Source organism: Gordonia sp. VNK1, from assembly GCF_040049135.1.
In the GTDB taxonomy this organism is placed as follows: Bacteria; Actinomycetota; Actinomycetes; order Mycobacteriales; family Mycobacteriaceae; genus Gordonia; species Gordonia oleivorans.
Genome location: NZ_JBDZDJ010000019.1, coordinates 47,246 through 70,212 on the forward strand (window position 1 = coordinate 47,246; position 22,967 = coordinate 70,212).

General features: G+C 64.1%; 16 protein-coding genes. 10 read left to right on the forward strand and 6 right to left on the reverse strand.

Going from position 1 to position 22,967, the window contains the following annotated elements; translation table 11 throughout:
* The first annotated feature begins 204 nt into the window (after positions 1 to 204).
* Positions 205 to 1,533: an aspartate aminotransferase family protein gene (locus tag ABLE94_RS19985; RefSeq protein ID WP_348805752.1), complete on the forward strand. Its 1,329-nt coding sequence runs from the start codon at positions 205 to 207 to the stop codon at positions 1,531 to 1,533.
* A 23-nt stretch (positions 1,534 to 1,556) separates the two neighbouring features.
* Here ABLE94_RS19985 and pdxR read toward each other — a convergent pair whose 3' ends face one another.
* Positions 1,557 to 3,044, reverse strand: coding sequence for a MocR-like pyridoxine biosynthesis transcription factor PdxR (gene pdxR, locus ABLE94_RS19990; protein WP_348809630.1), 1,488 nt, complete (start codon positions 3,042 to 3,044; stop codon positions 1,557 to 1,559).
* Positions 3,045 to 3,110: 66 nt separating this feature from the next.
* Between pdxR and ABLE94_RS19995 the strand changes: the two genes are divergently transcribed.
* The 3 genes from ABLE94_RS19995 to ABLE94_RS20005 all read left to right on the forward strand — a co-directional run bounded on the left by ABLE94_RS19995 (position 3,111) and on the right by ABLE94_RS20005 (position 6,871).
* Positions 3,111 to 3,833: a TSUP family transporter gene (locus tag ABLE94_RS19995; RefSeq protein WP_348809631.1), complete on the forward strand. Its 723-nt coding sequence runs from the start codon at positions 3,111 to 3,113 to the stop codon at positions 3,831 to 3,833.
* A gap of 485 nt (positions 3,834 to 4,318) precedes the next feature.
* Positions 4,319 to 5,977 carry a PGRS repeat-containing protein gene (locus ABLE94_RS20000; protein WP_425476253.1) on the forward strand — a complete coding sequence of 553 codons (1,659 nt, stop codon included), beginning with the start codon at positions 4,319 to 4,321 and terminating at the stop codon, positions 5,975 to 5,977.
* Positions 5,978 to 6,181: 204 nt separating this feature from the next.
* Positions 6,182 to 6,871, forward strand: a complete 690-nt coding sequence (locus tag ABLE94_RS20005; RefSeq protein ID WP_348809632.1) for a TMEM175 family protein — start codon at positions 6,182 to 6,184, stop codon at positions 6,869 to 6,871.
* 15 nt (positions 6,872 to 6,886) lie between these two features.
* Here ABLE94_RS20005 and ABLE94_RS20010 read toward each other — a convergent pair whose 3' ends face one another.
* From ABLE94_RS20010 to ggt, 4 genes are all read right to left on the reverse strand, one after another.
* Positions 6,887 to 7,243: a hypothetical protein gene (locus tag ABLE94_RS20010; protein WP_348809633.1), complete on the reverse strand. Its 357-nt coding sequence runs from the start codon at positions 7,241 to 7,243 to the stop codon at positions 6,887 to 6,889.
* The gene (locus ABLE94_RS20015) at positions 7,240 to 7,656 is read right to left on the reverse strand and encodes a hypothetical protein (RefSeq protein WP_348809634.1); all 417 of its coding nucleotides are present in this window, start codon (positions 7,654 to 7,656) and stop codon (positions 7,240 to 7,242) included. Before ABLE94_RS20015 ends, ABLE94_RS20010 begins: the two co-directional genes overlap by 4 nt.
* A 101-nt stretch (positions 7,657 to 7,757) precedes the next feature.
* Complete coding sequence (locus tag ABLE94_RS20020) at positions 7,758 to 9,689, reverse strand: AAA family ATPase (protein WP_348809635.1); 1,932 nt, start codon at positions 9,687 to 9,689, stop codon at positions 7,758 to 7,760.
* Between the two features lie 78 nt (positions 9,690 to 9,767).
* Positions 9,768 to 11,735 carry a gamma-glutamyltransferase gene (ggt, locus tag ABLE94_RS20025; protein ID WP_348809636.1) on the reverse strand — a complete coding sequence of 656 codons (1,968 nt, stop codon included), beginning with the start codon at positions 11,733 to 11,735 and terminating at the stop codon, positions 9,768 to 9,770.
* A gap of 188 nt (positions 11,736 to 11,923) precedes the next feature.
* Here ggt and ABLE94_RS20030 point away from each other — a divergent pair, with 188 nt between their 5' ends.
* The 6 genes from ABLE94_RS20030 to ABLE94_RS20055 all read left to right on the forward strand — a co-directional run bounded on the left by ABLE94_RS20030 (position 11,924) and on the right by ABLE94_RS20055 (position 21,439).
* A complete protein-coding gene (locus ABLE94_RS20030) occupies positions 11,924 to 12,424 on the forward strand; it encodes a hypothetical protein (RefSeq protein ID WP_348809637.1) in 501 nt (166 codons plus the stop codon).
* 196 nt (positions 12,425 to 12,620) lie between these two features.
* Positions 12,621 to 13,604 (forward strand): hypothetical protein, encoded by a 984-nt coding sequence (locus ABLE94_RS20035; protein ID WP_348809638.1) that lies wholly within the window; start codon positions 12,621 to 12,623, stop codon positions 13,602 to 13,604.
* A 218-nt stretch (positions 13,605 to 13,822) separates the two neighbouring features.
* Positions 13,823 to 15,217, forward strand: a complete 1,395-nt coding sequence (locus ABLE94_RS20040) for a GTP pyrophosphokinase (protein WP_348809639.1) — start codon at positions 13,823 to 13,825, stop codon at positions 15,215 to 15,217.
* 216 nt (positions 15,218 to 15,433) lie between these two features.
* Positions 15,434 to 16,534, forward strand: coding sequence for a DNA cytosine methyltransferase (locus ABLE94_RS20045; protein ID WP_348809640.1), 1,101 nt, complete (start codon positions 15,434 to 15,436; stop codon positions 16,532 to 16,534).
* Positions 16,535 to 16,640: 106 nt separating this feature from the next.
* Positions 16,641 to 19,631 (forward strand): sacsin N-terminal ATP-binding-like domain-containing protein, encoded by a 2,991-nt coding sequence (locus ABLE94_RS20050; protein WP_348809641.1) that lies wholly within the window; start codon positions 16,641 to 16,643, stop codon positions 19,629 to 19,631.
* Positions 19,632 to 19,741: 110 nt separating this feature from the next.
* Entirely contained in the window at positions 19,742 to 21,439 is a 1,698-nt protein-coding gene (locus ABLE94_RS20055) for a DEAD/DEAH box helicase (RefSeq protein WP_348809642.1), read from the forward strand.
* A 160-nt stretch (positions 21,440 to 21,599) separates the two neighbouring features.
* On the opposite strand, the gene ABLE94_RS20060 is transcribed toward ABLE94_RS20055, so the two are convergent.
* Complete coding sequence (locus ABLE94_RS20060) at positions 21,600 to 22,925, reverse strand: serine/threonine protein kinase (RefSeq protein WP_348809643.1); 1,326 nt, start codon at positions 22,923 to 22,925, stop codon at positions 21,600 to 21,602.
* Positions 22,926 to 22,967: the final 42 nt, after the last annotated feature.

Below are 22,967 nucleotides of genomic sequence, written 5' to 3' on the forward strand. Positions count from 1 at the left end.
GAACACCATTTGTGACGGCGTCACCAGCCCAAACCGTCTCAGGCTTCGGGCGCGAGGAACGCCGTGTTGTGCACGTCACCCCAACTGGCACTGTCAGTTGGCCCATTTCTGGCCCTTTTGCCAAGGCCAAGCTCTTGCGACGGTGGTGTCAGGCCGGCGACTACCGCGACGTTGCCACACCCGATTCACGGAGGAGCACACATCATGCCCGCACCACAGAACCCCCACGCCGCGCAGATCTACGCGGCCGATCGCGCCCACGTCTTCCATTCGTGGTCGGCACAATCGACGCTCGATCCGATCGTCATCACCGGCGCCGAGGGCTCGCATGTCATCGACGGCGACGGTAACCGGCTGCTGGACTTCTCCTCGCAGCTCGTCTACACCAACCTGGGCCATCAGCATCCGCGCGTGGTGGAGGCGATCGCCGAGCAGGCCCGCACCTTGTGCACCATCGCGCCGGCGCATGCCAACGAGGCCCGCGCCCGCGCCGCCGAACTGATCGTCGACATCGCGCCGCAGGGATTCACCAAGGTGTTCTTCACCAACGGTGGCGCCGACGCCGTGGAGCACGCCGTGCGGATGGCGCGGCTGACCACCGGCCGCTACAAGACGTTGTCGGCGTTCCGCGGGTATCACGGTGCGACGCATCAGACCATCAATCTGACCGGCGATCCACGGCGCTGGCCCAGCGACTACGGTTCGTCGGGCGCGGTGCACTTCTTCGCGCCGTTCCTGTACCGCAGTCAGTTCCACGCCGAGACGCAGGAGCAGGAGTGCGTCCGCGCCCTGGAGCATCTGCGGTCGCTGATCGAGTTCGAGGGACCCGACAGCTTCGCCGCGCTGATCCTCGAGACCGTCCCGGGGACCGCCGGCATCATGCCACCCCCGCCCGGCTACCTTGCCGGCGTCCGCGAACTGTGCGATCGGCACGGTATCGTGATGATCCTCGATGAGGTGATGGCCGGCTTCGGACGCACCGGAAAATGGTTGGCGCTCGAGCACTTTGACGCGGTTCCCGATCTGATCACCTTCGCCAAGGGCGTCAACTCCGGATATGTACCGATGGGTGGGGTGCTGATGACCCAGCAGATCGCCGAGCAGTTCGACACCCGCCCATATCCCGGCGGGCTCACCTACTCGGGTCATCCCCTCGCCGCTGCGGCGGCCGTCGCGACCATCGAGACCATGCACGCCGAGCAGGTGGTGGAGAACGCCGCGGCGATCGGCGTCGACACCCTGGGACCCGGCCTGCGCGAACTCGCCGAGCGCCACGAGATCATCGGCGACGTACGCGGACTCGGCGTGTTCTGGGCGATCGAACTCGTCTCCGACCGCGCCACCAAAGAGCCGTTGGCGCCCTACGGCGGCAACTCCCCGGAGATGAAGGCGATCGCCGATCGGGCGCGACGCAATGGACTTCTCATGTTCCAGAACATGAATCGCTTCCATCTCACCCCGCCGTGCATCGTCTCCCCGCAGGAGACCAAGCAGGCTCTCTCGATTCTCGATGACGCACTCTGCGCAGTGTGAGACTTCCTGCGTCGGGTCGGGGATCAGGGCAGCGCTGCGGCCAGCGCCCTGATCCCCGGTTCGATCTGCTCGGTGCGCAGGGAGCTGTACCCGAGCCGCAGGTTGTGATTGCGCCAGGTTCCGGGGAAGTAGTAGCGCGACCCGTCGGCCACCAGAACCCCGTGCTCACGAGCTCGCAATGCCCAACGCTTGCAATCAATCTCGGCTGGCGCCGTGTACCACAGACTCACTCCGCCGGGCGGGTAGGAGCCACCCTCATCAGGGAGTGGCAGGTACCGGTTGACCGCCGCGGTCAGTGTGTCCCAGTTGGCGCGCAGTCGACGCCGCTGACCGCGCAACACCTTGTGGTAGTCGCCAGAGGTGATGAAGATACCAAGCGCCCGTTGCAGATGTCCGGCAAGGTGTTTGGATCGGTTATGGCGTTCGGCACGCAGCGCGGCGATCACCTCGGGATGTCCGACGACGAACCCGAGGCGCAGTCCCGCGGCGAGGAATTTCGAGAAGGAACCGATGTAGAGGACCCGGCCGGAGGTGTCCATCGCCTTGAGCGACGGAGTGGGCTGGCCGCGGAAACGGAACTCGCTGTCGTAGTCGTCTTCGATGACGAAGGCGTCGCGGTCGGCGAGTTGGTCCATCAGCAGCCGTCGGCGGGGCAGGCTGAGCGTCACGTTCGTCGGGTGATGGTGGCTCGGGGTGAGGTAGATGGCGTCGAAGCCGGGCGCATCCTCGATCACCGCACCCCACTGGTCTGTCGGGACGGGAACGACCGAAGCGCCGATGCGGGAACAGATCTGCCAGGCGTCGACGTAGCCGGGATTCTCCACCACCACCGTCGACGTCGGACCGAGGAGGACGTCGGCGATCAGTGATAGTCCTTGTTGCGCACCGGAAGTCATCAGCACCTCATCGGTGGTCGCGTGCACGCCCCGAGAGGGCAGGATCTCGTTGCACAGCGCCTCGAGCAGCAGTGGATCGTCGGAGTCACCGGCGTCGCGCACGCTGTATGTCAGGTGCGGATTGTGTAGCGCGGCAACCATTGCCCGTTGCCACGAGCGCGCCGGGAAGGACTTCATCTCAGGCTGCGCGGAGATGAAGGGATAGGGGTAGTCCTGCCACTCGGGGAAGGCCGGCGCCTTGGTCACCGGCAGCTGATGCAGACCCGCCTGATGGCGTTCCAGTCGTGGCTGCCAATCCATTTGGATGGTCCGGTCGCGTCGTGTCGTGCGTGGCGTCGCGGACGTCGGGGCGAGGTTCACCGGATACAGACCTGAGCGCGGGCGGCTCTCCACCAGCCCAGCGCCGGTGAGCTCCTGATACGCCAAGGCGACGGTATTACGCGAGACACCCAGTGCCTGAGCCAGGTACCTGGTAGACGGCATCGGCCGGCTCGGTCCGTAGACCCCACGCGCCAACTGGTCCTCCAACAGTGCCCTCACCTGCCGGTACAGCGGCGTCGCCGACGACGGGTCCAACGCGAGCGGTGCCGGATCACCTGCGGTTGACTCGGTCATCTGGCCTCAATGTTTCTGCTCCAACTGGCGCTTTCCTCATGACAGTACGGGGTTCAGTCTAGATCGGTGAACCTCTTGACGCCGTGGTCGGCGGCCGCCGTGATCACGATCATTGCCGTCGGTGCACTCATCCAGGCCACCACCGGCTCGGGTTTCGGCATCGTGACCGCCCCGGCGCTGATCCTGGTGGATCCGCACCTCGTGCCCGGCGCCCTGCTGATGCTCGCGACCGTGATCTGTACCGTGACGGCGTGGCGCGAACGTGCCTGGATCGACCGCGGTTTCGTGACGCGGTGTGTTCTTGCCGCGGTTCCCGGAACCGCTGCCGGAGTCACGGTGGTGCATCTCGTGGGCGGCCAGACCCTGGCCGTCATCATCGCGCTGACGGTGGTTGCCGCCGGGTGCGCCGGACTGTGTGGTGTCCGCGTCCCGCTGACCACTCGCAGCATACTGACCGCCGGATTCTTCTCCGGTGCACTGAATTACGCCGCCGCCCTGCCCGGTCCACCGTTGGCGTTGACGTTCCGCGCGGCCGAGGCCGCCCGCATCCGCGCCACGATGTCGGCGGTGTTCGCGATCATCTCCGCGGCAACCGTGTTGTTGCTGGCCGCCACCGGGCGCAGCGATTCTCACGATCTTCTCGTCGCGCTGGCACTCCTCGTGCCGATGGCGGCGGGAATCCTGGCCGCCCGGGTCGTGATGCACCGGATTCCGGCGGCGGCGGTGGCCCGCGCGGGCATGGCGTTGTCGGTGATCGCCGGCGTGGGGTTGTTGGTCTCGAGTCTGTGAGGCCACGAGCATCGATGCCTGCCGGAGAACTTCGGGAAGGCGCCGGCCGGCGGAAAGGCCAATGCCAAAGCCCGGTCTCAGCTTGCGGCGTGTAGGCGGCCGGAGATCAGCTGCTCCAACGTCTGGCGTGGCGACGAGTGAGCGATCTCCCTGACTTGCGGTCGCGTTGGCCAACCGGTCGGTCATGCCCCCAGAAGAGGGGGCATGACCGACGGTACCCACGCCACTAGCGTGACCAGAAGCAACGTCGCGTCGAATGTGCATGGAGGTCAACTGTTATGACGGCAGTCAGTTTTCGGTCGGGGACTCTCGTACCGGTGGTGGTGGGACTCTCGCCGTTGTTGGCGGCCGCGGTGATCGCGCCGTCGCTGTCCACCACGCCGCCGGTTGCGGGGTCGGTGTCGCTGGCTGCTGCAGTCACCCCACTACAAGCGCCGGCGCCGTTCCGGGGTGGGCAGATCGCGGTGGTGCGCACCGACGAAGTCGTGGCGGCGATCGTCGATCAAGCGAGCACACCGGGGGCGACGGCGGTTATTCGATCACTCGCCGAGCAATTGCGTGCGGTGGGTGCGGACGGGCCGACCGCACCGCATAGCAGCTCTCGGTCGGGGCTTGCCGTGTCGGGCGGAACAAGCCCCATCGGAACACGCTCCGGCAGAACATCTTCAGACCATGGCGCGTCGGTGGCGTCCGATTCGGCGACACAGTCGTCGACGAGCGGCGCATCGGCCGGTATTCGGCGCAATGCATCCGGCCCCTCGTCGGTGCCCGCCTACGTGGTCGCCGCCGCTGACCGCACCTCGGCCATACAGTTCTTGTTCACGGTTTCGGCTGATCCGCAGACCGGTCTACGGGTGGTCGGCCCCACCGGGATCTTATGGATTGGCACCGGCGCCGACGGTACTGCGGAGCATCCCGACGGCTACGCGGGCGGCATCCTCTGGGGCAACGGCGGTGACGGCGTTGCCGGCGGCAAGGGCGGGGATGCCGGATTGTTCGGTGATGGCGGCGACGGTGGCGACGGGGTTGCCGGCGCCCTTGATGGCGGTGCCGGTGGCCGTGGCGGATTGGTGTTCGGCAACGGTGGTGATGGTGGCCCGGGCGGCAACGGATTCCGCATCGCATTCCTCGGTGAGGATACCGCGATCACCGGAACCGGCAACGGTGGTAATGGCGGTGCTGGTGGAGCGGCAGGCTTGTGGGGCAACGGTGGCAACGGTGGTCAGGGAGGGCTCGGACTTCTCGGCCTTGACGGAGTCAACTACCTCGGCCCGACGATGACCGACCCGACTCTGAACGGCGCTGACGGCGTGAATAGCTCCAGCGGCCAAGCCAACGGCGACAACGGACAAGACGGTATGGCTCCCGGCGACGTCGTCGGCGTCAACGGCGGTAACGGAGGTAGCGGCGCCCCGGGCGACGGCTCCTGGAGCACTGGCGGCAAAGGTGGGTCCGGCGCGACCGGATCGATTGGCGGACAAGGTGGTCGAGGTGGCGATGGCGGTGCGGGCACATACTACGGCGGCGCAGGCGGCACGGGCGGCGCCGGAGGAATCGGTGCCGCCGGTGGTGACGGTGGCGATGGTGGACTCGGCGGAACGCCAGGTGTGAGCAACGTCGTGTTTGTCGGTGGCGACGGAGGCATGGGCGGGACCGGGGGAACCGGCACCGCAGGTGGAGCGGGTGGTTCCGGGGGAGCGGGCGGCTCCGGAGGTTCCGGTGGCGTGCTCTATGGCAACGGCGGGAACGGAGCTTCCGGTGGCGTCGGCGGAAACGGCGGTAACGGTGACGTCGGCGGGACCGGAGGAACAGGCGGAGCGGGTGGCATAAGCGTCTGGGCCCCTTGGTACTCCGGACTAGGGGGCAGCGGCGGAACCGGCGGTACCGGCGGCGCCGGAGGGGATGGCGGAGACGGGGGCGCGGGCGGCTCCGGCGGCACGACGGGTCTCTTGGGTGGTTCGGCAGGCACCAACGGCGCCGACGCTCAAGGTGGGACCGGCGGCACGGGAGGAGCCGGCGGAACCGGCGGCGCCGGCGGCTCACGGGACGACGGAGATCTGAAACCCGGCTCCGCCGGGGCCGCCGGAGACCCGGGTGCTACCGGCGCTGCTGGTTCGACCGGGGGCAGCGGTACCGGCTCCTGATCGGCCGTCGTCGGCCGGTCGTGTCGGCACGTACCGGCTCCTGACCGGCCACTGACTCTCCAAAGGAATACCCCGCCAGAATTCGCCAGTGGCTGTGACTTTCGCCCACCGCGTAAATGGCGTTCGAGTTGAAACGAAGGAGCTGTCTGTGACTTTCGCCCACCGCGTAAATGGCGTTCGAGTTGAAATGAAGGAGCTGTCCTGTTGGCTTTCAGAACTGAGCGCCATGTTGGTCGATTTGCCGTACCGCCGTTTCACCCAGGTCTCCAATCCCGGTTCCCCTGGAATCGGTTCGATGGCTGGATCGACGCTGTCTTCGCCATCGCCGCGACCCTGCTCGTGCTGGAGTTGCGCCCGCCCAACGTCGACGAGGGCGGACTCGGCCACGCACTACTCAACCAATGGCCGCTCTATCTGATCTACCTATTGGGTTTCGTGCAGATCGCCGGCGGATGGTCGGTTCTGCGTCGAGTATCGGCGTGGTCTACCGGCCTGGACCACTACGCCTTGCTGCTCGCATTTGCATCGCAGATCGGCTATATCCTGACGCCGTTCACGATTGCCGTGCTCGGCGAATCCCGGCACAATGCCACCGATTTCACCTCCGCGGTTCGTTTGATGGCGATCGTGATGATCTTCGCGATGGGCGGATTCGCCGCGTTCATGTATTACTCGGTCAAGCGCGGATTCTTTCGGCCGGACCTCGACGCCGGGGTGTTCCGTACCGCCTACGTGCTCTCGTTGGCCTCGGTTCTCTGGCCCATCGCCACGCTTGCCTTCACGTGGGTGATCGGAGGCTGGGCGCTCGCATTCTTGGTGCTGCACCTGGTCACCATTCTGTTCCCGCTCGACGCCATGTCCACCGAGCAGTACGACGAGGCCGACAAGAGCTGACCGTTGTCCGCGGGTTCAGGCAACCTTGACCGCAGCCATCACCTGTTCACATGCCGCGCGGACTTCCCCGACGGTGGGCGACAATTCGTAGGCGTGCACGTGGCAGTATCCGCTGAGCCGGTACCACGACAGCACAAGTGCCTTCCCGCCTTCGGTGTGGTCGAGGGATTTGAGGATCGCCAGTTTGGATTTCGTCGTCGCGTCCGGGACCGGTCCGACGAGTTCGGCGCAGCGCGCCTCGATGAGCGCCTCGGTGGCCTGCCGGGCGAGGAATGCCGCGAGTGTCGCGGAGTGGCTCGCCGAGTGTCCCGCCAGGATGGCGTCGGCCTGTGCCAGCAGCGCCGCCGCGGTGGTGTGCCCGTCGGCGCTCACGTCTTGCCCTCTCTCCGGAGGTCGTCGACGGTGCGTTCCAGTCGTTTGATGCTCTCCATGGTCAGATCGTCGGTGCCCTCGTGCACCGCCCCGCCGCAGAACCGCATCGTGGGTTCCCGATAGTCGCGGTAGGACTGCCAACCACCGATGCTGCGAGTCGCATCTCCGTAGAGGGCCAGCGCCACACGCGGTTTCGTCCGCAGGTGCTCGGACCACGTCGACTCCGAGGTCTCGGGGGCGACGCCGAGCCGCGCCTGCTTGCTGAAGTAGACCTGCTTGGCCGCCGATTCGACGGCAAGCCGGTAGAGGCCCGGAAGTGCTTTCTTCTTGACCTGATCGCTGACACCGTCGTCCTTGATCAGGGCGATGGCGTCGTCGACGTAGCGTGCTGCGGGAGTCGTGTTGGTGGTCACGGTGACCACCGAACCGGCAGATCGCCTGACGGACAATAGTTCCGCCGGGACCGAGGCGTTGCGGATCGCGGTGGGTAGTCGGTCGTCGTGGGAGAAGACGATCACCTGGCGGTCTTCGCGAGTTCTTCGAGTTCGCCGAGGAAGCCTTCGATCTTGGCCGGGTCCATGGCCTGGATCGGGTCGTCGAGGATCAGGAAGCGAAACGGGCTCGCCTCGGCGGTGGCCCGCGGGATGAACAGCGCCAGGGCCAAGGCGTGCAGTTCGCCCTGGCTCATCACCGACATCGCGCCGAGTTCGTGATCGCCGATGGAGCCGGTGACGTCGACTCGTCGGCGGTTGCCGGCTCCGGTCAGGGTGACCGTGCCGAGGTCGACGTCGCTTTCCTGCCGCAGGCGCGCCCAGATGTCGCGGGTGCGTTCCACGATCGGATCGAGTCGCCGGTCGCGCAGCGTGGTGGATGCGTGTCGTAGCCATTCCAAGGCGTGGGTGGCGCGATTCTTCTGCGTGTCCGCGCGCTCGGCTTTCCGTTGCTGCTCAACCCAACCGAGGATGCGTCCGGCCAGCGGTGCCCACGCGTCGTCGAGTTCGTCTGCGCGGGAACGGGATTGGTCTGTGACGGCGGTCGCCGCGTCCTGGATCTGCAGGAAGGCGGTGTCGACGTGGTCGGGCCATTCGGCCACGTCGGGGGGCAGCGCAGCCAGTGTTGCTCGTGCGGCGGCGTACCCGGTCAGCGCCGACAGCTGCTCCCCGGCCGGTGCAGTCAACTCCGGGACTCGCGAGGTCAGTCGGCGAATACCTTCTTGCGCAGCACGTTTGGCCTGTTGAAGTTCTTGATGCTGACCCAACAGCTGTGCCGACTCGGCGATCTCCTGCTGTGCCTGTTCGCGCCACTGCGCGTCGAGAGTCCCCTGTCCGCACACCGGGCAGGTCTCGCCGACGTGGTCGTGTTGCCAGTCGATCGCTGCTTGCAGCAGGTTGCTGCGTTGGGAGAGGGCGTCGAACAGGCTTCCGGCACTGTCGGCTTCGGCCGCGAGCGCGTCGCGCAGCTGGGCGGTCAGTGCGCCGACCTCCGCGATCGTGGGCAGTTCGACGGCCGCGATGCCGCGGAGTCGGCTGACCGTTTCCGCGGCCGCCGATCCGGTTCCGACGGCGGTGGCCTCGGCGTCGGCGGTCTTGAAGGGTCGGCGTTTGGTGAAGCCGAGTACCTGTGCCGCCCGCGGGTCGTCTGAGTCCTCGAGCTGGGCACGCATCGCCTTGCGTTCCCGTTCTGCTTCCGTCGCAGGCTTTTTCAGTTCCTTGAGCGCCGCAGCAAGGCGCGCTTCGGCGTCGTTGACCTGGTCGAGTGCCAGGAGGCGGTTGATGCGGTCGTAGAAGGCTGCCTGCCCCTCTTCGAACACGCCGCCGACCTCCTCGTAGGAGAGGATCGGGCGGTAGATGTCGAGTGGCTGGGCCCATCCGATTCCGGCGACGTCGGTGGCCGGTTCGCCGTGGACTTGTGCCCAGAGTTTCGCGTCGTAGAGTCCGTCGCCGTCGTTCCAGGAGGCGGCAACGATTAGATCAGTGGCGTGCTTGCCGTCGTCGCGGACCAGTGCGAACCGGACGGTGACGGCGGCGTCGATGTTCTGGTGGATGTTGCGCCAGGAGTCCTGCCAGTGCTTGGACCGTTCTTTCCAGCGGTAGCTGGTGCCGGTGAGCGCGAACTCGATGGCCTCGGCGAAGCTCGATTTGCCCGAACCGTTGCGGCCGCTGACGACGGTGATACCCGGAAAGGGGTTGAGCTGCAACGTGGCTTCTGGGCCGATCCCCCGGAAGCCCCGAGCGGTGACCGAACGGATGTAGGCGGTCACCGGCGTCGTCTGCGGCCCGGACACCGGTGCGGGTCGTGTCACGGGTGGCGCGTCGTCGCCGAACTGTTCGGCGAGTTCGTCGTCGCTGCGCAGTGCGGCGGCGACCATCAGCGCGACATCCTCGTCGAGGTCGGGGTCCTGATCGATCAGATCCCAGATCTCGTTCTCGACCGTGCTCGCGTCCACGTCGCACCTCTCCGTTGATGGCGGCCAATGCGTATCTTGGCAGATGCCACCGACACGAGGTTGGCGAACGGCGCCTGACTACTGCAGTTGCGCGTCGTCGCCCATCACCGCGCCTTCACGGCGAGGGTCGGCACCGCCGACCCAGCCGCTGGTGGGGTTGAGTCGCCACAGTGTGCTCAGGCCGCTGGACTGGTCGTCGACGGACACCTGCTCGCCGCGTTGCCGCAGGCCGGTCACCAGCGGATCGGAGGTGCCGTCGTCGGCGGTGTTCACCAGTGGATGTTCGCCACCCACGTTGGACACCGGGGTGTTGGCCGAGCCGAAGTCGATCATCGACACCGCCTGCTGCGGATTGAGTTGCCAATCGATCATCCCGACAAGGGTTTTGACGACGTACTGGATGATCGTCGAGCCGCCGGGTGAGCCGAGCGCACCGATGAGGGTGTCGGGGGCGCCGTTGGTGCCGGGTCGCATCACCAGCGTCGGGGCCATCGACGAGCGGGGGCGTTTGCCCGGTGACACCCGATTGGCCAGGAGTGCGCCGGAGGAGTCGCGGGGTTGCGCGGAGAAGTCGGTGAGCTGGTTGTTGAGGATGAAGCCGTCGACCATGTGGAAGCTGCCGAACGCCGACTCGACCGTGGTGGTCATCGACGCGACGTTGCCGTAGCGGTCGGCGACGGTGATGTGACTGGTCCCGTGTTCAGTGCCGGGGTAGGAGCCCAGCGGGACGTCGCCGAGGTCGCCCGGTTGAGCCTCGCCGAGCGAGGTGTTCGGTTGGATCAGTGACGCCCGTTGTCTCAGGTAAGCCGGGTCGAGGAGGGTGGTGACGCCTTGGCCGGGGAGTGGGATGAAGTCGGGGTCGGCGATGTACTTGTCGCGGTCGGCGTAGGCGAGGCGTTCGGCCTCGTTGACCAGGTGTACGGCCGCCGGGTTGGGGTGTCCACCGTCGCGGTCGGCAGCGTCGGGTGCCATCGACGGCAGGTCGAAGTTGGACAGGATGCCCATCGTCGAGGCGACGGTGATGCCGCCCGACGACGGTCTGGGCATGGCCACGATGCGGTACCCGCGGTAGTCGGTGGAGACCGGGTCGCGTCGCTTGGCCTGGTAGGTGGCCAGGTCCTCGGTGGTCAGCAGGCTCGGTGTCATCCCGTTCGCCGTCGAGCCGGCCTTCGCGACGATGGCCTCGGCGATCGCGCCGGTGTAAAGGGCTTGCGCGCCATCGGTGGCCAGGGCTCCGAGTGTCTTGGCGTAGGCCGGATTGGTCAGTCGGGTGCCGGCGGCCTTAGGCGTGCCATCCGGATTGAGGAAGTAGCTGCGGGCCTCATCGTCGGCCGTGAGGTCGTCGGCGGAGTCGGCGATTGCGGCGGCGAGGCGCGGCGAGATGTCGAAGCCGTTGTCTGACAGTTGGATTGCCGGGTCGAACAGATCTCGCCAGGATGTGCGGCCGTGCTGGTTGTGGATCTCTTCGAGCATGCGGACAGCGCCCGGGACGCCGATGGACCGGCCCGATGCACGCGCACTGGGGATGGGCGCACGTTGATCGGTGGGGCTGATGTAGCGGAGGTAGTCCTCGGTGGCCGCGGCGGGCGCGGTATCGCGGCCGTCGAAGGCGCTGGCCGTGTGGGTGGTGGCGTCGTAGTAGAGCGCAAACGCGCCGCCACCGATGCCCGACGATTGCGGTTCGACGAGACCGAGCACGGTTTGCGCGGCGACGAGCGCGTCAGCCGCGGTCCCGCCGTCACGCAGCACCTCACATGCGGCTTTGGTCGCGAGGGGATTCGCCGTGGCCGCGGCATACGAGTTCGTGTGGACCGGCTGCATGCCGGTGCGGTACCCGGTGGACGCCTCCGGTCGGGTGGAGATGTCGGCCGAGGCCTGTGGCGATCCACCGGCGTCGAGTTGAGTGCCCGTGGCGATCTCGCTGCAGGTCACCGGGGTTGCCGTCGTCGTGTCGGAGTCCGACGCGGTGCAGGCAGCGAGGACCACTGCGGGAGCAACGACGGCGACTGCTGCCCGCAGGAGGTGGACTCTGCGTGGACGGGACATTGGGTTCAGGGTAGGCCGGAGGCGTTGCGGCCGGGGTGGGTCTGAGTCGATCCACGTAGATTCGTCAGATCCGACAATTCACCCGTTCGGCCGACACTCATCCCCTCGTTTGGGTGACAACTCTGCTGACCTCGAGCCACTACAGTTGCGATGCAATCACATTGAGTGACATCCCAGGAGGTATCCCCGTGAGTCGTCTGAGGACCGCAGGAGCTGTCGCGTTCTGCGCAGCCGCGTTCTCCCTTGCCGCCCCGGCAATCGCACATGCCGGCGGAACCCACGATCCCGCCTACAGTCAACCGCCGGCGGCTTCGTCGGCCGGTGACTGCTCGGATCGCGCGCCGTTCGTCGGCCAGTGGTCCGGACACGGACGAGGAGTTCTCCTCAATGCCGACGGGACCGGCACTATCACTGTGAGGAGCGGCGCCGCGAACAGCGAAACCTGGACGCAGACCTGGAGTGCTCAGCAGACACCGTTGTTTGCGAAGTGCGGCGTGGCGATCCAGACGGACCGTCAGACACAGAAGCTCGGCAATGGCAGCTACGGAGTTCTGGCCGCCGGCAAGACCTTCCAGGGTGCACTCGGGCAACGTGGCGGCCACACCGTTCTGTTGGTCAGTCTGCATCCAGGCCAGGATTCGATCGCCTTCTGCCGACCCAACGACTACGCACCTGAGTGCGGCGCCTGACGCGGAGTGGCGGCGGGGTACATCGCCGCTCGACTATCGGTCCCGTCACTTGTTCAAGAGCGGCGGGGCCGACCGTCGGTCATGCAACAAGGGTTCCGCTCTGCCCGCCGACCGGGCCACTTGGTTCACCCGCAGCCTCGAGGGCCAGTGTCCGACACCCGGCCGATTTGTCCGACACCCGTGATCTAATCTCCGCATGCTGCTCCCCACGATCTGCGTCGTGTCGGTGATCGTGATTGCGATCCTCGGCATCATGATCGCCGACCGCCAATCGAATACGAACGCCGCGCCGTCAACGCGAAAGCCCAAGCGGCGCATCGTTCGACGGAGGAGCCCACTTGAGATCCTGAAAGCAGACCGGCGCTCAGCGAACGATCGTCGGCGCGTGGCGTGCGACAGCATCATGGTGTCGACCCGGGCGAGCATTGCCCCGAAAGAACGACTCGATGAAGGCGAGTTCACTGGTCATGTCGTCCTGGCCCTCGACGTATGGCGAGGCAAGGACTTCACGCTGCGCAACCGCGCGGTCGGACTGAGCTGGCTCCCGTTTGTCGACGCTCCCGAGCATGAGGAGACGGCTGAGACCACCACCGCGCGCCTCGCCCGTGTGTACAAGCTCAACGGTGAGGAGAAGGTACTCCTCGACGAAATCAAGAGCGACCCAGCGGGTCGGATCGCGATTGCCGCCGGCACTGTTGCCGCCCGCATCCACCAGTACCCGGCGTGGCGCCTACCCTTCTTCGACAAGCACACAGTTCGGGTCGACCTCGAAGCCGAGGTCACCGAAGTCACGAAGACTGCTCAACGGCTTCGGGCGCAACGCAACGTCCTCGGCCCACCGCCTGCCGGCGCACTGTGCGACGACCAGCAGGTCGTGAACCTGTACATCGACAAAGCGCATGTCCTCGACGCCAGAATCGACAGCCTGCTGGATCGTCTGCAGTCCCTGAACAACTATCGCATCGTGGTCGGTCATACTCAGGACCGTCACGACAAGGCTGCGTGGATGCGGAAAGTCGGCGAGATAGACGACTTTGCGCTGGCAGTGGACTCAGATGTCGACCGACGTCAGGGCGAACGAATTCGACGGGCCGCCAGCGAGTCTGACTTCCTCGCGTCCGTCTACCTCGAAACGTTGGCTCCGCTGACTGTTTCGCTGGCGATGACCGATCGAGGGTGATTGGAGCGTTCCAATCACATCGGGCGGTCCTCAACAAGGGGTAGCTCGTGCGAGCACATCCAGGTCGGGTTGCTCTGTGCGTACTCGGGACCATGGACCATCACAGCTCGGAGAACCACCATCACTGACCGTGTCGGCTCTATCTGATAAATATGTATGTGTTGTCCACGAGCGGCAACACCAAATCGCACGCGGGGACGATGATGGGAAACCAAGAAGTGAGCGTCGACTACACGAACTGGGACTGGCTACCCAAAGCAGCCGACGAGATGCAAACCTACTTGAGTCGACTGCTGGCAGAGGCGGGTGTCGTTCCCCACGATGTAACGGCAAGGTCCAAGTCGATTCAATCATTCATTAATAAGTGCGAAGCGAAAAACTACGCGAATCCCATTCAAGAGGTTACCGACTCTGTCGCGGTGAGAGTAATTACCTACTCAAGAACCGACTTGGATCGGTCGGTCGAACTAATCCGCGACCGCTTGGCCATCAAGGACGGAGAGGATCGAAATCCAGGCGAAACGTATCCTCCACGTCTTCGGGGATACGATTGCCACCATATGGTGGTCACGGGTCAGCGCGAGGATGCCGAACCGGGATGGCTTATTGCGGGCGGGAAGCTCTCCCAGTACTTTAGTCGGTTTGGCGGACTTGAGATACAGATCCGCACTGTCGCAGGGCATGCGTGGGCAGAGTTCGAGCACTCTCGGAGATACAAGGGAGCGCAGTACGCAAACATCGGCGAGAACGACAAAGAGACGATCGATCAGCTCTTCGGCGCAGCTTCAGACTGCAGACGCGCACTCGACGAGACATTCGTTGCAATCGACAGGATTCTGGCCAACCCTGCGACAGCACAGGTGCCCACCCAGTTGCCGGAGCCAAGCGCAGAAGACGACGAAAGCGTCGGTCCTGGTACAGCTGGCGCCGCTGTCGTCGAGACCAACCTCGCAGATTTTCTCGGAAATCGGTTCCCTGACGACGAAGAAGGGTCCACAGCCGGGGTTGCATTCGCATGCGAACTGGTACGAGCGTGCGGCTTGCACACAATCGAATCTCTCGAGGTCGCGCTCGAGGACCAGGACAGCACAGAGATCCGCTCACTTATGGACGCGGACACGAAAGTCACACGGGTGAGACGCCTTGACGATGAACTGCTGGCGCGATTCGGCGAAAACTACATTGACATGACTGGCGACATCGGAGTGGTCAGCACGCGTGCGAAGCAACTTGCATGGCGATTCGACAGGCTCCGCGGCAAGACCGGTTACAGCATATATTCACTCGAAGGCGACGCATGCCCGGCTGACTTGCAGTCCGTATTACTTCCCGCAGCACGAGCCGTGCGAGAGGTAGCGCGAATCGTCGCGACTAATGGGAGCAATCGAGATCTTCAGATTCCTGAGGCGCTCAGTTACGAGGACGACCTCCCCCGCAACACCCGTCCGAAGAGGGTGGATCTCGACAACGGAGATTCACTGTGGATCGCGACAAATTTGAATCGAGAGTATGCGGAGTACCTGATTGACGAAATACTGATGAGATCAAACGGCCTTGATCTTGCAGTCAGGAAGGACGGGAACCTGGTCGCCAGTCGCTCAAGGTGCGATTGACGATTATCGAACCCTGAACAGATCCGCCGATACCTGCGGGATCGACCCTGACCGTCGGCGGGTTCAGCTCATTGACGATCACCGTACCTATGCATATTCAGCGTATGCCCGTCGACCACAACTTCGGCAGATGCTCGGTTGGGTACGCGTTGCCAGCCAACCAACATCCTTGTTGCGGCGCGGCCGTAGGGTTTGGTCTAGAGCTACAATCCGGTCATGCCGCCCGCTAGTTTCGGCCCACCCAGCGGTGCCGCCGGCCACAACATCATCGATCTTTTCGCCGGCCCCGGAGGTCTGGACGTAGCAGCCACCTGGCTGGGAATCGGCACAACCGGCATCGAGTGGGATGAAGGCGCCTCCGCGACACGGGAGAAGGCGGAGATCCACTCGCACAAGGGCGATGTCCGGAAGTTCAACGCCGCAGAGTTCGCCAACGCGAGCATTCTGGCCGCCGGCCCGCCCTGCCAGACGTTCACCGTGGCGGGCAAGGGCGCGGGCCGCCTCGCACTCGACACCGTCCTCGCGTTCATCAAGCGGATGTCGGTCGGCGACGACATCGCCGAAGATCTGAAGGGCCTGTCCGACGAGCGGACCGGCCTCGTCCTGGAGCCACTGCGATGGGCACTGGACGCCAAGACCCAAGAGCATCCTTACGAGGCCATCGTTCTGGAGCAGGTGCCTGCAGTGCTACCAGTATGGGAGGCCATGGAGGAAGTCCTCCAAGGAATCGGATATCAGACCGTTTCTGGCGTGCTTCGGACCGAGCAGTACGGGGTACCACAGACCCGACGACGCGCGGTCCTCCTGGCGAATCTGAACTTCAAGCCCCAACTCCCCCGCCGCACCCACCAGCGCTTCGTCCGCGACCAAGCGCCGATCCCCGGCTCACCCCCCTCGTGGAAGCCCATGTCCGGGGCGCTTTCACTCCTCCCCGGATCGACAAGGAACTACCCCTTCGAAGTCGTCTCCAACTACGGCTCCGGAGGGGACCCGAAGGCTCGCGGCCGGCGGCATTCCTCCGAGCCCTCGTTCACCGTGACCGGAAAGGTCACGCGCAATCGCATCCTCGACTCCGACGGCAAATGGCGCAATCGCTTCAGCCACGCCGAAGCCGGCCTACTCCAGACATTCCCTCACGACTATCCGTGGTCGGGTGTGGGCATCGGCCAGCAGATCGGCAACGCAATCCCTCCGCGTCTCGGTGCGCACGTTCTCTGCGCTGCATTGGGCCTGGAGGTCACGGCTCACGACCTCGACCAGGTGGTCGCGCTGCCGTGGGCAAGGTCGCACAACTCCCTCCGGCCGACCGTTCGCTGAGCGTTCTGTCGGAACCCTCCTGTAGTGATTGAGGGCTCAATAGGATCTCACCTGGGGCCCACATCACGGGGATGTGGAGGTTACGAGCGAGAAGCGAGTAGTAGCAATGAGCACGAACACCACAGCGGATGTCATCGAGACCGTGCGGCAGCTCACGGCGCTGGCCCTGAGAACCTACGAGATCAATCCCGGATTGGTTGAGGAGCACGCCAATGGTGAGCGGCGCATCCATCAAGGCGGATACGGTGATCGCCAGCTTTTCGAGCTGATCCAGAACGCGGCCGATGAGCTGCGACAACCAGCGTTCTACGGCGGACGCATCGAGGCTGTTCTCACTGACACCTACCTCTACTGCGCCAACGAGGGCTCACCGATCACGCCCGCCGGCGCCGACACCATCCTCCGCATGGGCGTCTCACGCAAACGCGGCGGACAGATCGGACGCTTCGGTGTCGGTGTGAAATCGGTGCTGTCCGTGACAAAGTCTCCGCAGTTCTTCAGTACCTCGGGAGCCTTCGGATTCGACGCCGACTGGTCGGCCCACGAGATCAGAACCGCGGTCAACGAGGACCGGTCCAAGCAGGGGCTCCCCGGGCTCGACCTCACCGACACCCCGGTGCTGCGACTCGCGCGCCAACTCGATCCTGCCTCAGAACGGGCAGCAGACCCCATTCTCGACGCACTCCTCGCGTGGGCGACGACTGTCGTCCGCCTGCCACTGGTGCCGGGTACTGCCGCTCAGTTGAACCGGAGCATGCATGCTCCTGCTGAGTTGGGAACAACGCCCCAGGAGTTTCCCACACTGTTCCAGCTCTTCTCGCCCCATGTCGGGACGGTCGTCCTCGACGACCGCAGTGTTCTTCCCGTCGTACGCCGCGAGTTGACCATCGGCCACGACGGTGACGTCTCGGTCATTCACCAGTCCCGGACCGGATTCCACTCGGTGGACGAACGCTACCGCGTCTTCGCTGTCGAGCATGTCGTCACCGACGACGTGCGCGCCACGTCAGGTGAGCTGCACGATCGTGCGACGCTCGACATCGCTTGGGCTGTTCCCGACTATCGGACCGACAGCTCCGGTGAAGAGCCGCTGTGGACCGTGCCGGGCGAACGAGGCACCTTCTGGTCGTACTTCCCCACGAAGTACTCGATGACCCTCAGCGGGGCGCTGAATGCGGCGTGGAAGACCAACGAGGATCGCCAGAACCTCCTCGACAGCGCAGATCTCAACCGCGAGTTGTTGGATGTCGCAGCACAGTTGGTCATCGACTCGCTCCCGGAACTCGTCATTGATCAGGACCCGGCTGCCTATCTCGCGCTGTTACCCGGACGGACGCGGGAGTCACCGAACTGGGCGTGCAAGTACCTCACCGGCAAGGTGTGGGAGCTTGCATCCGCACATCCCTCGCTGCCCGACCAGGATGGGTGCCTCCGCGAACCCGGTGCTCTGAGATTCAGACCCGATGACATCGGACACGTGACGTTGAAGCTGTGGTCCGAGTACCCCGGCCGTCCCAAGAACTGGGTGCACCACTCGGTTGACGCCGTCGGATTGCGGCGCGGCAAAATGAAGCACGTCCTCGAGGCGTCTTCTGGTCTGGAGCCCGCATCCATCACCGAATGGCTTGAGGCACTGGTCTCCGACGGGTCGGAGAAAGGCTCGAAGGCCGCTCTGCGCGTGCTCAGTCGACTCCTCTCCCACGATATCGCCGGGAACGGAACGCTTCTGGCAGCAGCGAAATCGGCGAAGGTCGTGCTGACGTCATCCAAAAACCTTGTGGCCCCGTTGCCCGGCAGCGTGTTTCGCCGAACATCCGACGACGTCCTGCGCGACGACCTCGTCTACGTCGCCGATTCCATCGCCGACGACCCCGACATGGGTTGGATTCTCGATCAGCTGGGCATCCGCGAGGCCGACCCGGACGGACGCTTCCGCAGTATCCTCGACCAGGGCTTCGGCGGATACACAGACGATCACTGGACTCGGTTCTGGCAGCTGCTGCGCACCGCAGGCGGCGCCAGTCAGACCCGCGCCATCCTCGACAAGTACCCCGACGCCTCAACCATTTTGCGAGTACGCAACATCGCCGGTGACTTCGTCGCCGCCAGTAGTTGCCTGATCCCCGGCCCCGTCGTTCCCGCCGACGGATCGAGAGACCGAGACGTCGCGGTCGACATGACGTTCCACGCCGACGACCGCTCCACGCTTCGCGCTCTCGGGATGAAGGATCGACCCGAAATGGCCGGGCACGAATGTGAATCGGAGCAGTGGTTCGCCGACTATCGGCAAACGATGTACGAAGACTACTGCGCGGCACTTCCCGGGACCAGCAGACGTGTCATGCCGGATACGCTTCGGATCGAGGGCGGCGCCATCGCCGGACCGCTTCGCGTCTTCCGCCGACTGTCCGACGAGGGGCGCGCCAAGTTCATCGCGTCCACCCCGCCCGAGGGTCTCGTCATCAACTGGACGAGACAGGTTGGACGACAGTCGAATACGCGTGCCGAGATTCCCTCACCCATCCGGTGGCTCTACAGCAAGTACGGATACACCGAGACCAGCCTCGGGCTGCAACTCGTGAGCGACGCAGTCGGGCCTGAACTCGCCGAGTTCAAGGACTACATTCCTGTATCGCGATTGTCACCGGCCCTCGCCCAACGACTACGACTCCGTTCGACGGTGAACGACCTTCGCCCCACTGAGTGGCAGGCATTGCTGGATCGGGTCAAACAAAGCACCGACGACGCTGCCATCGGAAAGTCCTATGCGCTCCTGATTCGGGTTGCGCTCGATCTTCTCAACGAGGAGCCCGGCGTCCGCTGTCGCATCGGGTCGCACTGGGATTTTCGACCCGATCACGAAGTCGCCGTCGCCACGAAACGCGCAGAGTTCGACGAGCTTGTCCGCCAACAGCAACCCGCACTCCTCGTCGCAGACCCCGAGGATGCCGAGCAAGCCGAGTTCATGATCTCCGAATGGGGAATGCACCGGTACGGCGACGTAATCGCGAAGGAGATCCGCCCGGTTCTGGTCGGACCTGCGTCTCCCCTCGCCGACGCATACCTGCGTTCAAGACCAACCCGGGTGAGCGCGTAATTCGGGGCATCTCGCTACAAGTGTGCTCGGAACTCGACGAGATCACGCGAACCCCGTCCGGGGCAACACCGAAGGCGCTCGAGAGCGCCCGTGACGGCGATACCGTTTGGGTGCGCGCCGATCTATCTCTGCTCGACCAGATGGCGGCGGTGGACCGCACCCTCGGGTTCGGGCTCGGACGGAGCACCTGTGAACGGCTCCTCGAGCACTACGCGAAACTGGTTGAGTCCCAGAAGTTCCGAGAGCAGCTTGCCCGTGTCAGAAATGCGTCAACCATTTCCGGGAAGCTGTCACTTCTCGTCGAGAGCGACCAGCTGCGGGCGGGACTCCCCGACGGCCTGATCGCCAGCGAGAAGCACGAATCAGGCCGCGAACCCGGGCCCGAACGCATCGCCGAACTCGCCTACAACGCCTTCGATGATGCCGTACTTCGCGCGTACTCGGCCGATATTCGCGCCGCCTTCGAAACGGCTCCGGCGCACTTTGACGGCGGCCCTTCCGCCCGAAAGTTTGTCTCTGACCTGGGCTTTCCCGACTCGTTCGCGGGAGCGCGCATCCCAGCACCGCCGCAGCGTGAGGATGCCCATGGGCCGGTGGACTTTCCGGCACTTCACGCCTACCAGGACGAGATCGCACGCCGCTTCGTCGACTTCCTCACAGAACCCACACCGAGTCGCGCGATGCTCAGCCTCCCCACCGGAGCGGGTAAGACCCGTGTCGCCGCTGAGGCGGTGATCCGCTGGATCGGACAGGCCGGGGTGCCGGATGGGCCCATCCTGTGGATTGCCCCGACAGCCGAGCTCTGCGAGCAGGCCATTCAGTCGTGGAAGTTCGTGTGGGAACATGTCGGACCGGTCACCAACCTGGTGCTCGACCGATTCTGGGGAGGCAACTCGGCCACACCCGTCACAGGCCGCCCACATCTGGTCGTCGCCACCGACGCCAAACTCGATGAGCGACTCGACACCGACGACTGCGAATGGCTTCGCAGCGCCTCACTGGTGATCGTCGACGAGGCGCACGGCGCCACATCTCCCCGATACACACGTATCCTCGAGTTGTTGGGTCTCACCAGAAGCAAGACGCATCGCAACCTCGTGGGCCTGACCGCCACTCCATTCCGAAATGATGCCGAACTCACCCGCCGACTCGCGGGCCGGTTCGGCAATCATCGTCTCGACGACGGTGTACTCGGCGACAATCCGATCGCACGACTGCAGGAACTGAACATCCTTTCGCGCGTTGAGCATACGGAGCTGGAGGGCGCGCTACTGCGGCTTTCCGAGTTCGAACTCGCCGAGGCCGCAAAGATGAATGGCGTGCTCCCCAAGAGTGCAGAACGCCGCCTCGCCGCCGACGAGGCGCGCAATTCCGAACTGATCAAGCGGATCACCGCGCTGCCGGACCACTGGCCTGTGCTGGTGTTCGCCACATCGGTCGACCATGCCAAGGTTCTCGCCGCGAAACTCAACGACCGTGGGATTCGCTCGGTGGCAATCGATTCCGGTACCCCGGTTGCCGATCGCAGACGCAGCATCGAGGAGTTCCGCAAGCAGAACATCCGCGTCATCACCAACTACGGTGTGTTGTCGCAAGGATTCGACGCGCCGGCAACTCGTGCGGTGATCATCGCCCGCCCCGTGTACAGCGCCAACATGTATCAGCAGATGGTCGGACGCGGCCTCCGCGGAACCCGCAACGGCGGCAAGGACGCATGCCTCATTCTCGACGTCAAGGACAACATCACCAACTTCGATAATCAGTTGGCGTTCAACGAGTTCGAGTATCTCTGGAACGGGAAGACTTAGGAGGCACTCACAGAGTGAACTATCGCGACCCTGCTTCGGCTAGCAAGATGCTATCGCGCAAGATCGAGCTGCCAGCGGATACCATTTGCCGATTCATTAAGTAAATGGCCAGCCTCCCCACTGGACACCGCCAACCAACTACCGAATCGTTCAGATCAGATCAGATGAGTTCATCCGCCAGGCCCTGCGGTAGCGAGAATCGCGAAGCGGTTTCCTTCAAGAAGGCTAGACCGTCCTCCGTTAGATCCTGGACGGCTTCAAGCAAGTACTCTTCATAACTCGCATCGATCCAGCTCTGAGATACCATCTCGAAAAATATCTTACGAGCGTAGAATCGATGGCAGTCAACTGCCTGGGCGAGCGTCCGCTTCAACATTAGCCTGCGTATCCCAAAGGAGTCAAAGATGGAGGCACAATTACTATAAAGGAGAGCAATCGAATCCGCGTACTCAAATGAACTGTTGCGCGAAGCGAGCTCCTCATCGTAGTGCCTCAATACTGCAAAGAAGCGCCTCTCCAAGCCCGTCTGTTTCAGCTCCCTTATCGCCACAATGGGAAATTCCGGAAACGTCGATCGATGAAGTTCGAGATCCGATGAGTTATGCTCAAATATCTCGAGCAAACTTTCGGATAAATCACCCGCGGACGCCGTGCCCTCGGATTTAATTCGAGCTATTAAACCTTCAGCCCGCGCTTTCGGCGACCCAGCAGGCATCGGCTGCTGCAGCCGCGAAACTGCTCTCGTGACTGCGTCTAGCAACGCTGTTGCATCCGCGTAACGATCTTGAGGCGCGTGTTCCAAGCACCTATACACTATTGCTCGGACCGGGGCGGGGCACTCGTCGGACATGGCGTGAGCATCCCGAAATGAGTATGGTGTGGCGATTTCAAAGAGAATCACTCCCAGCGAATACACATCTGACTGCTTCACGGCATCGTGGAGCGACCGGACTTGTTCTGGCGCCACGTAGTAATCAGTACCCGCACCTGCTACGCTTTTTGCTAATGTGGAAGACGCAGAATCGATGCGTCGACCCAATCCGAAATCAGAGATTACGGGAATGCCGCTGAAAATTAGGATGTTCTCTGGCTTTAGATCGCGGTGTAACCTCTCCTGGCGGTGCGCATATGCCATACCTTCACAGATACTTCTGAACAAACTCAGTGCATGATCTAGTTCCAACCCGCCCTGGTTCGAATCGATCATGTCGCGTAGTGAACCGTCCGCTTTCGGCATTACGTAATAGGGCGCATCACCGTCAATCTCGGCCTCCAGTATCGGCACAATGTTTGGGTGCGAGAGATTCGCTGTTATCTCATACTCGCGTCGAAACCTATCCAAAGCTTCCTCGTACGATTCCGGGCCCACTTTGGGGAAGAATCGTTTGATCGCGACGGAAGCGCCGTCTGGCGCCTCAGCCTCCCACGCTTGCCCTTGGCCTCCGTTGCCCAGCAGTCCGCCGAGTTGGTAATCAGTCAGCGCCATTCGTCCTCTAATCTTCTCCCGCCAATGCCAGATCCACCGTAG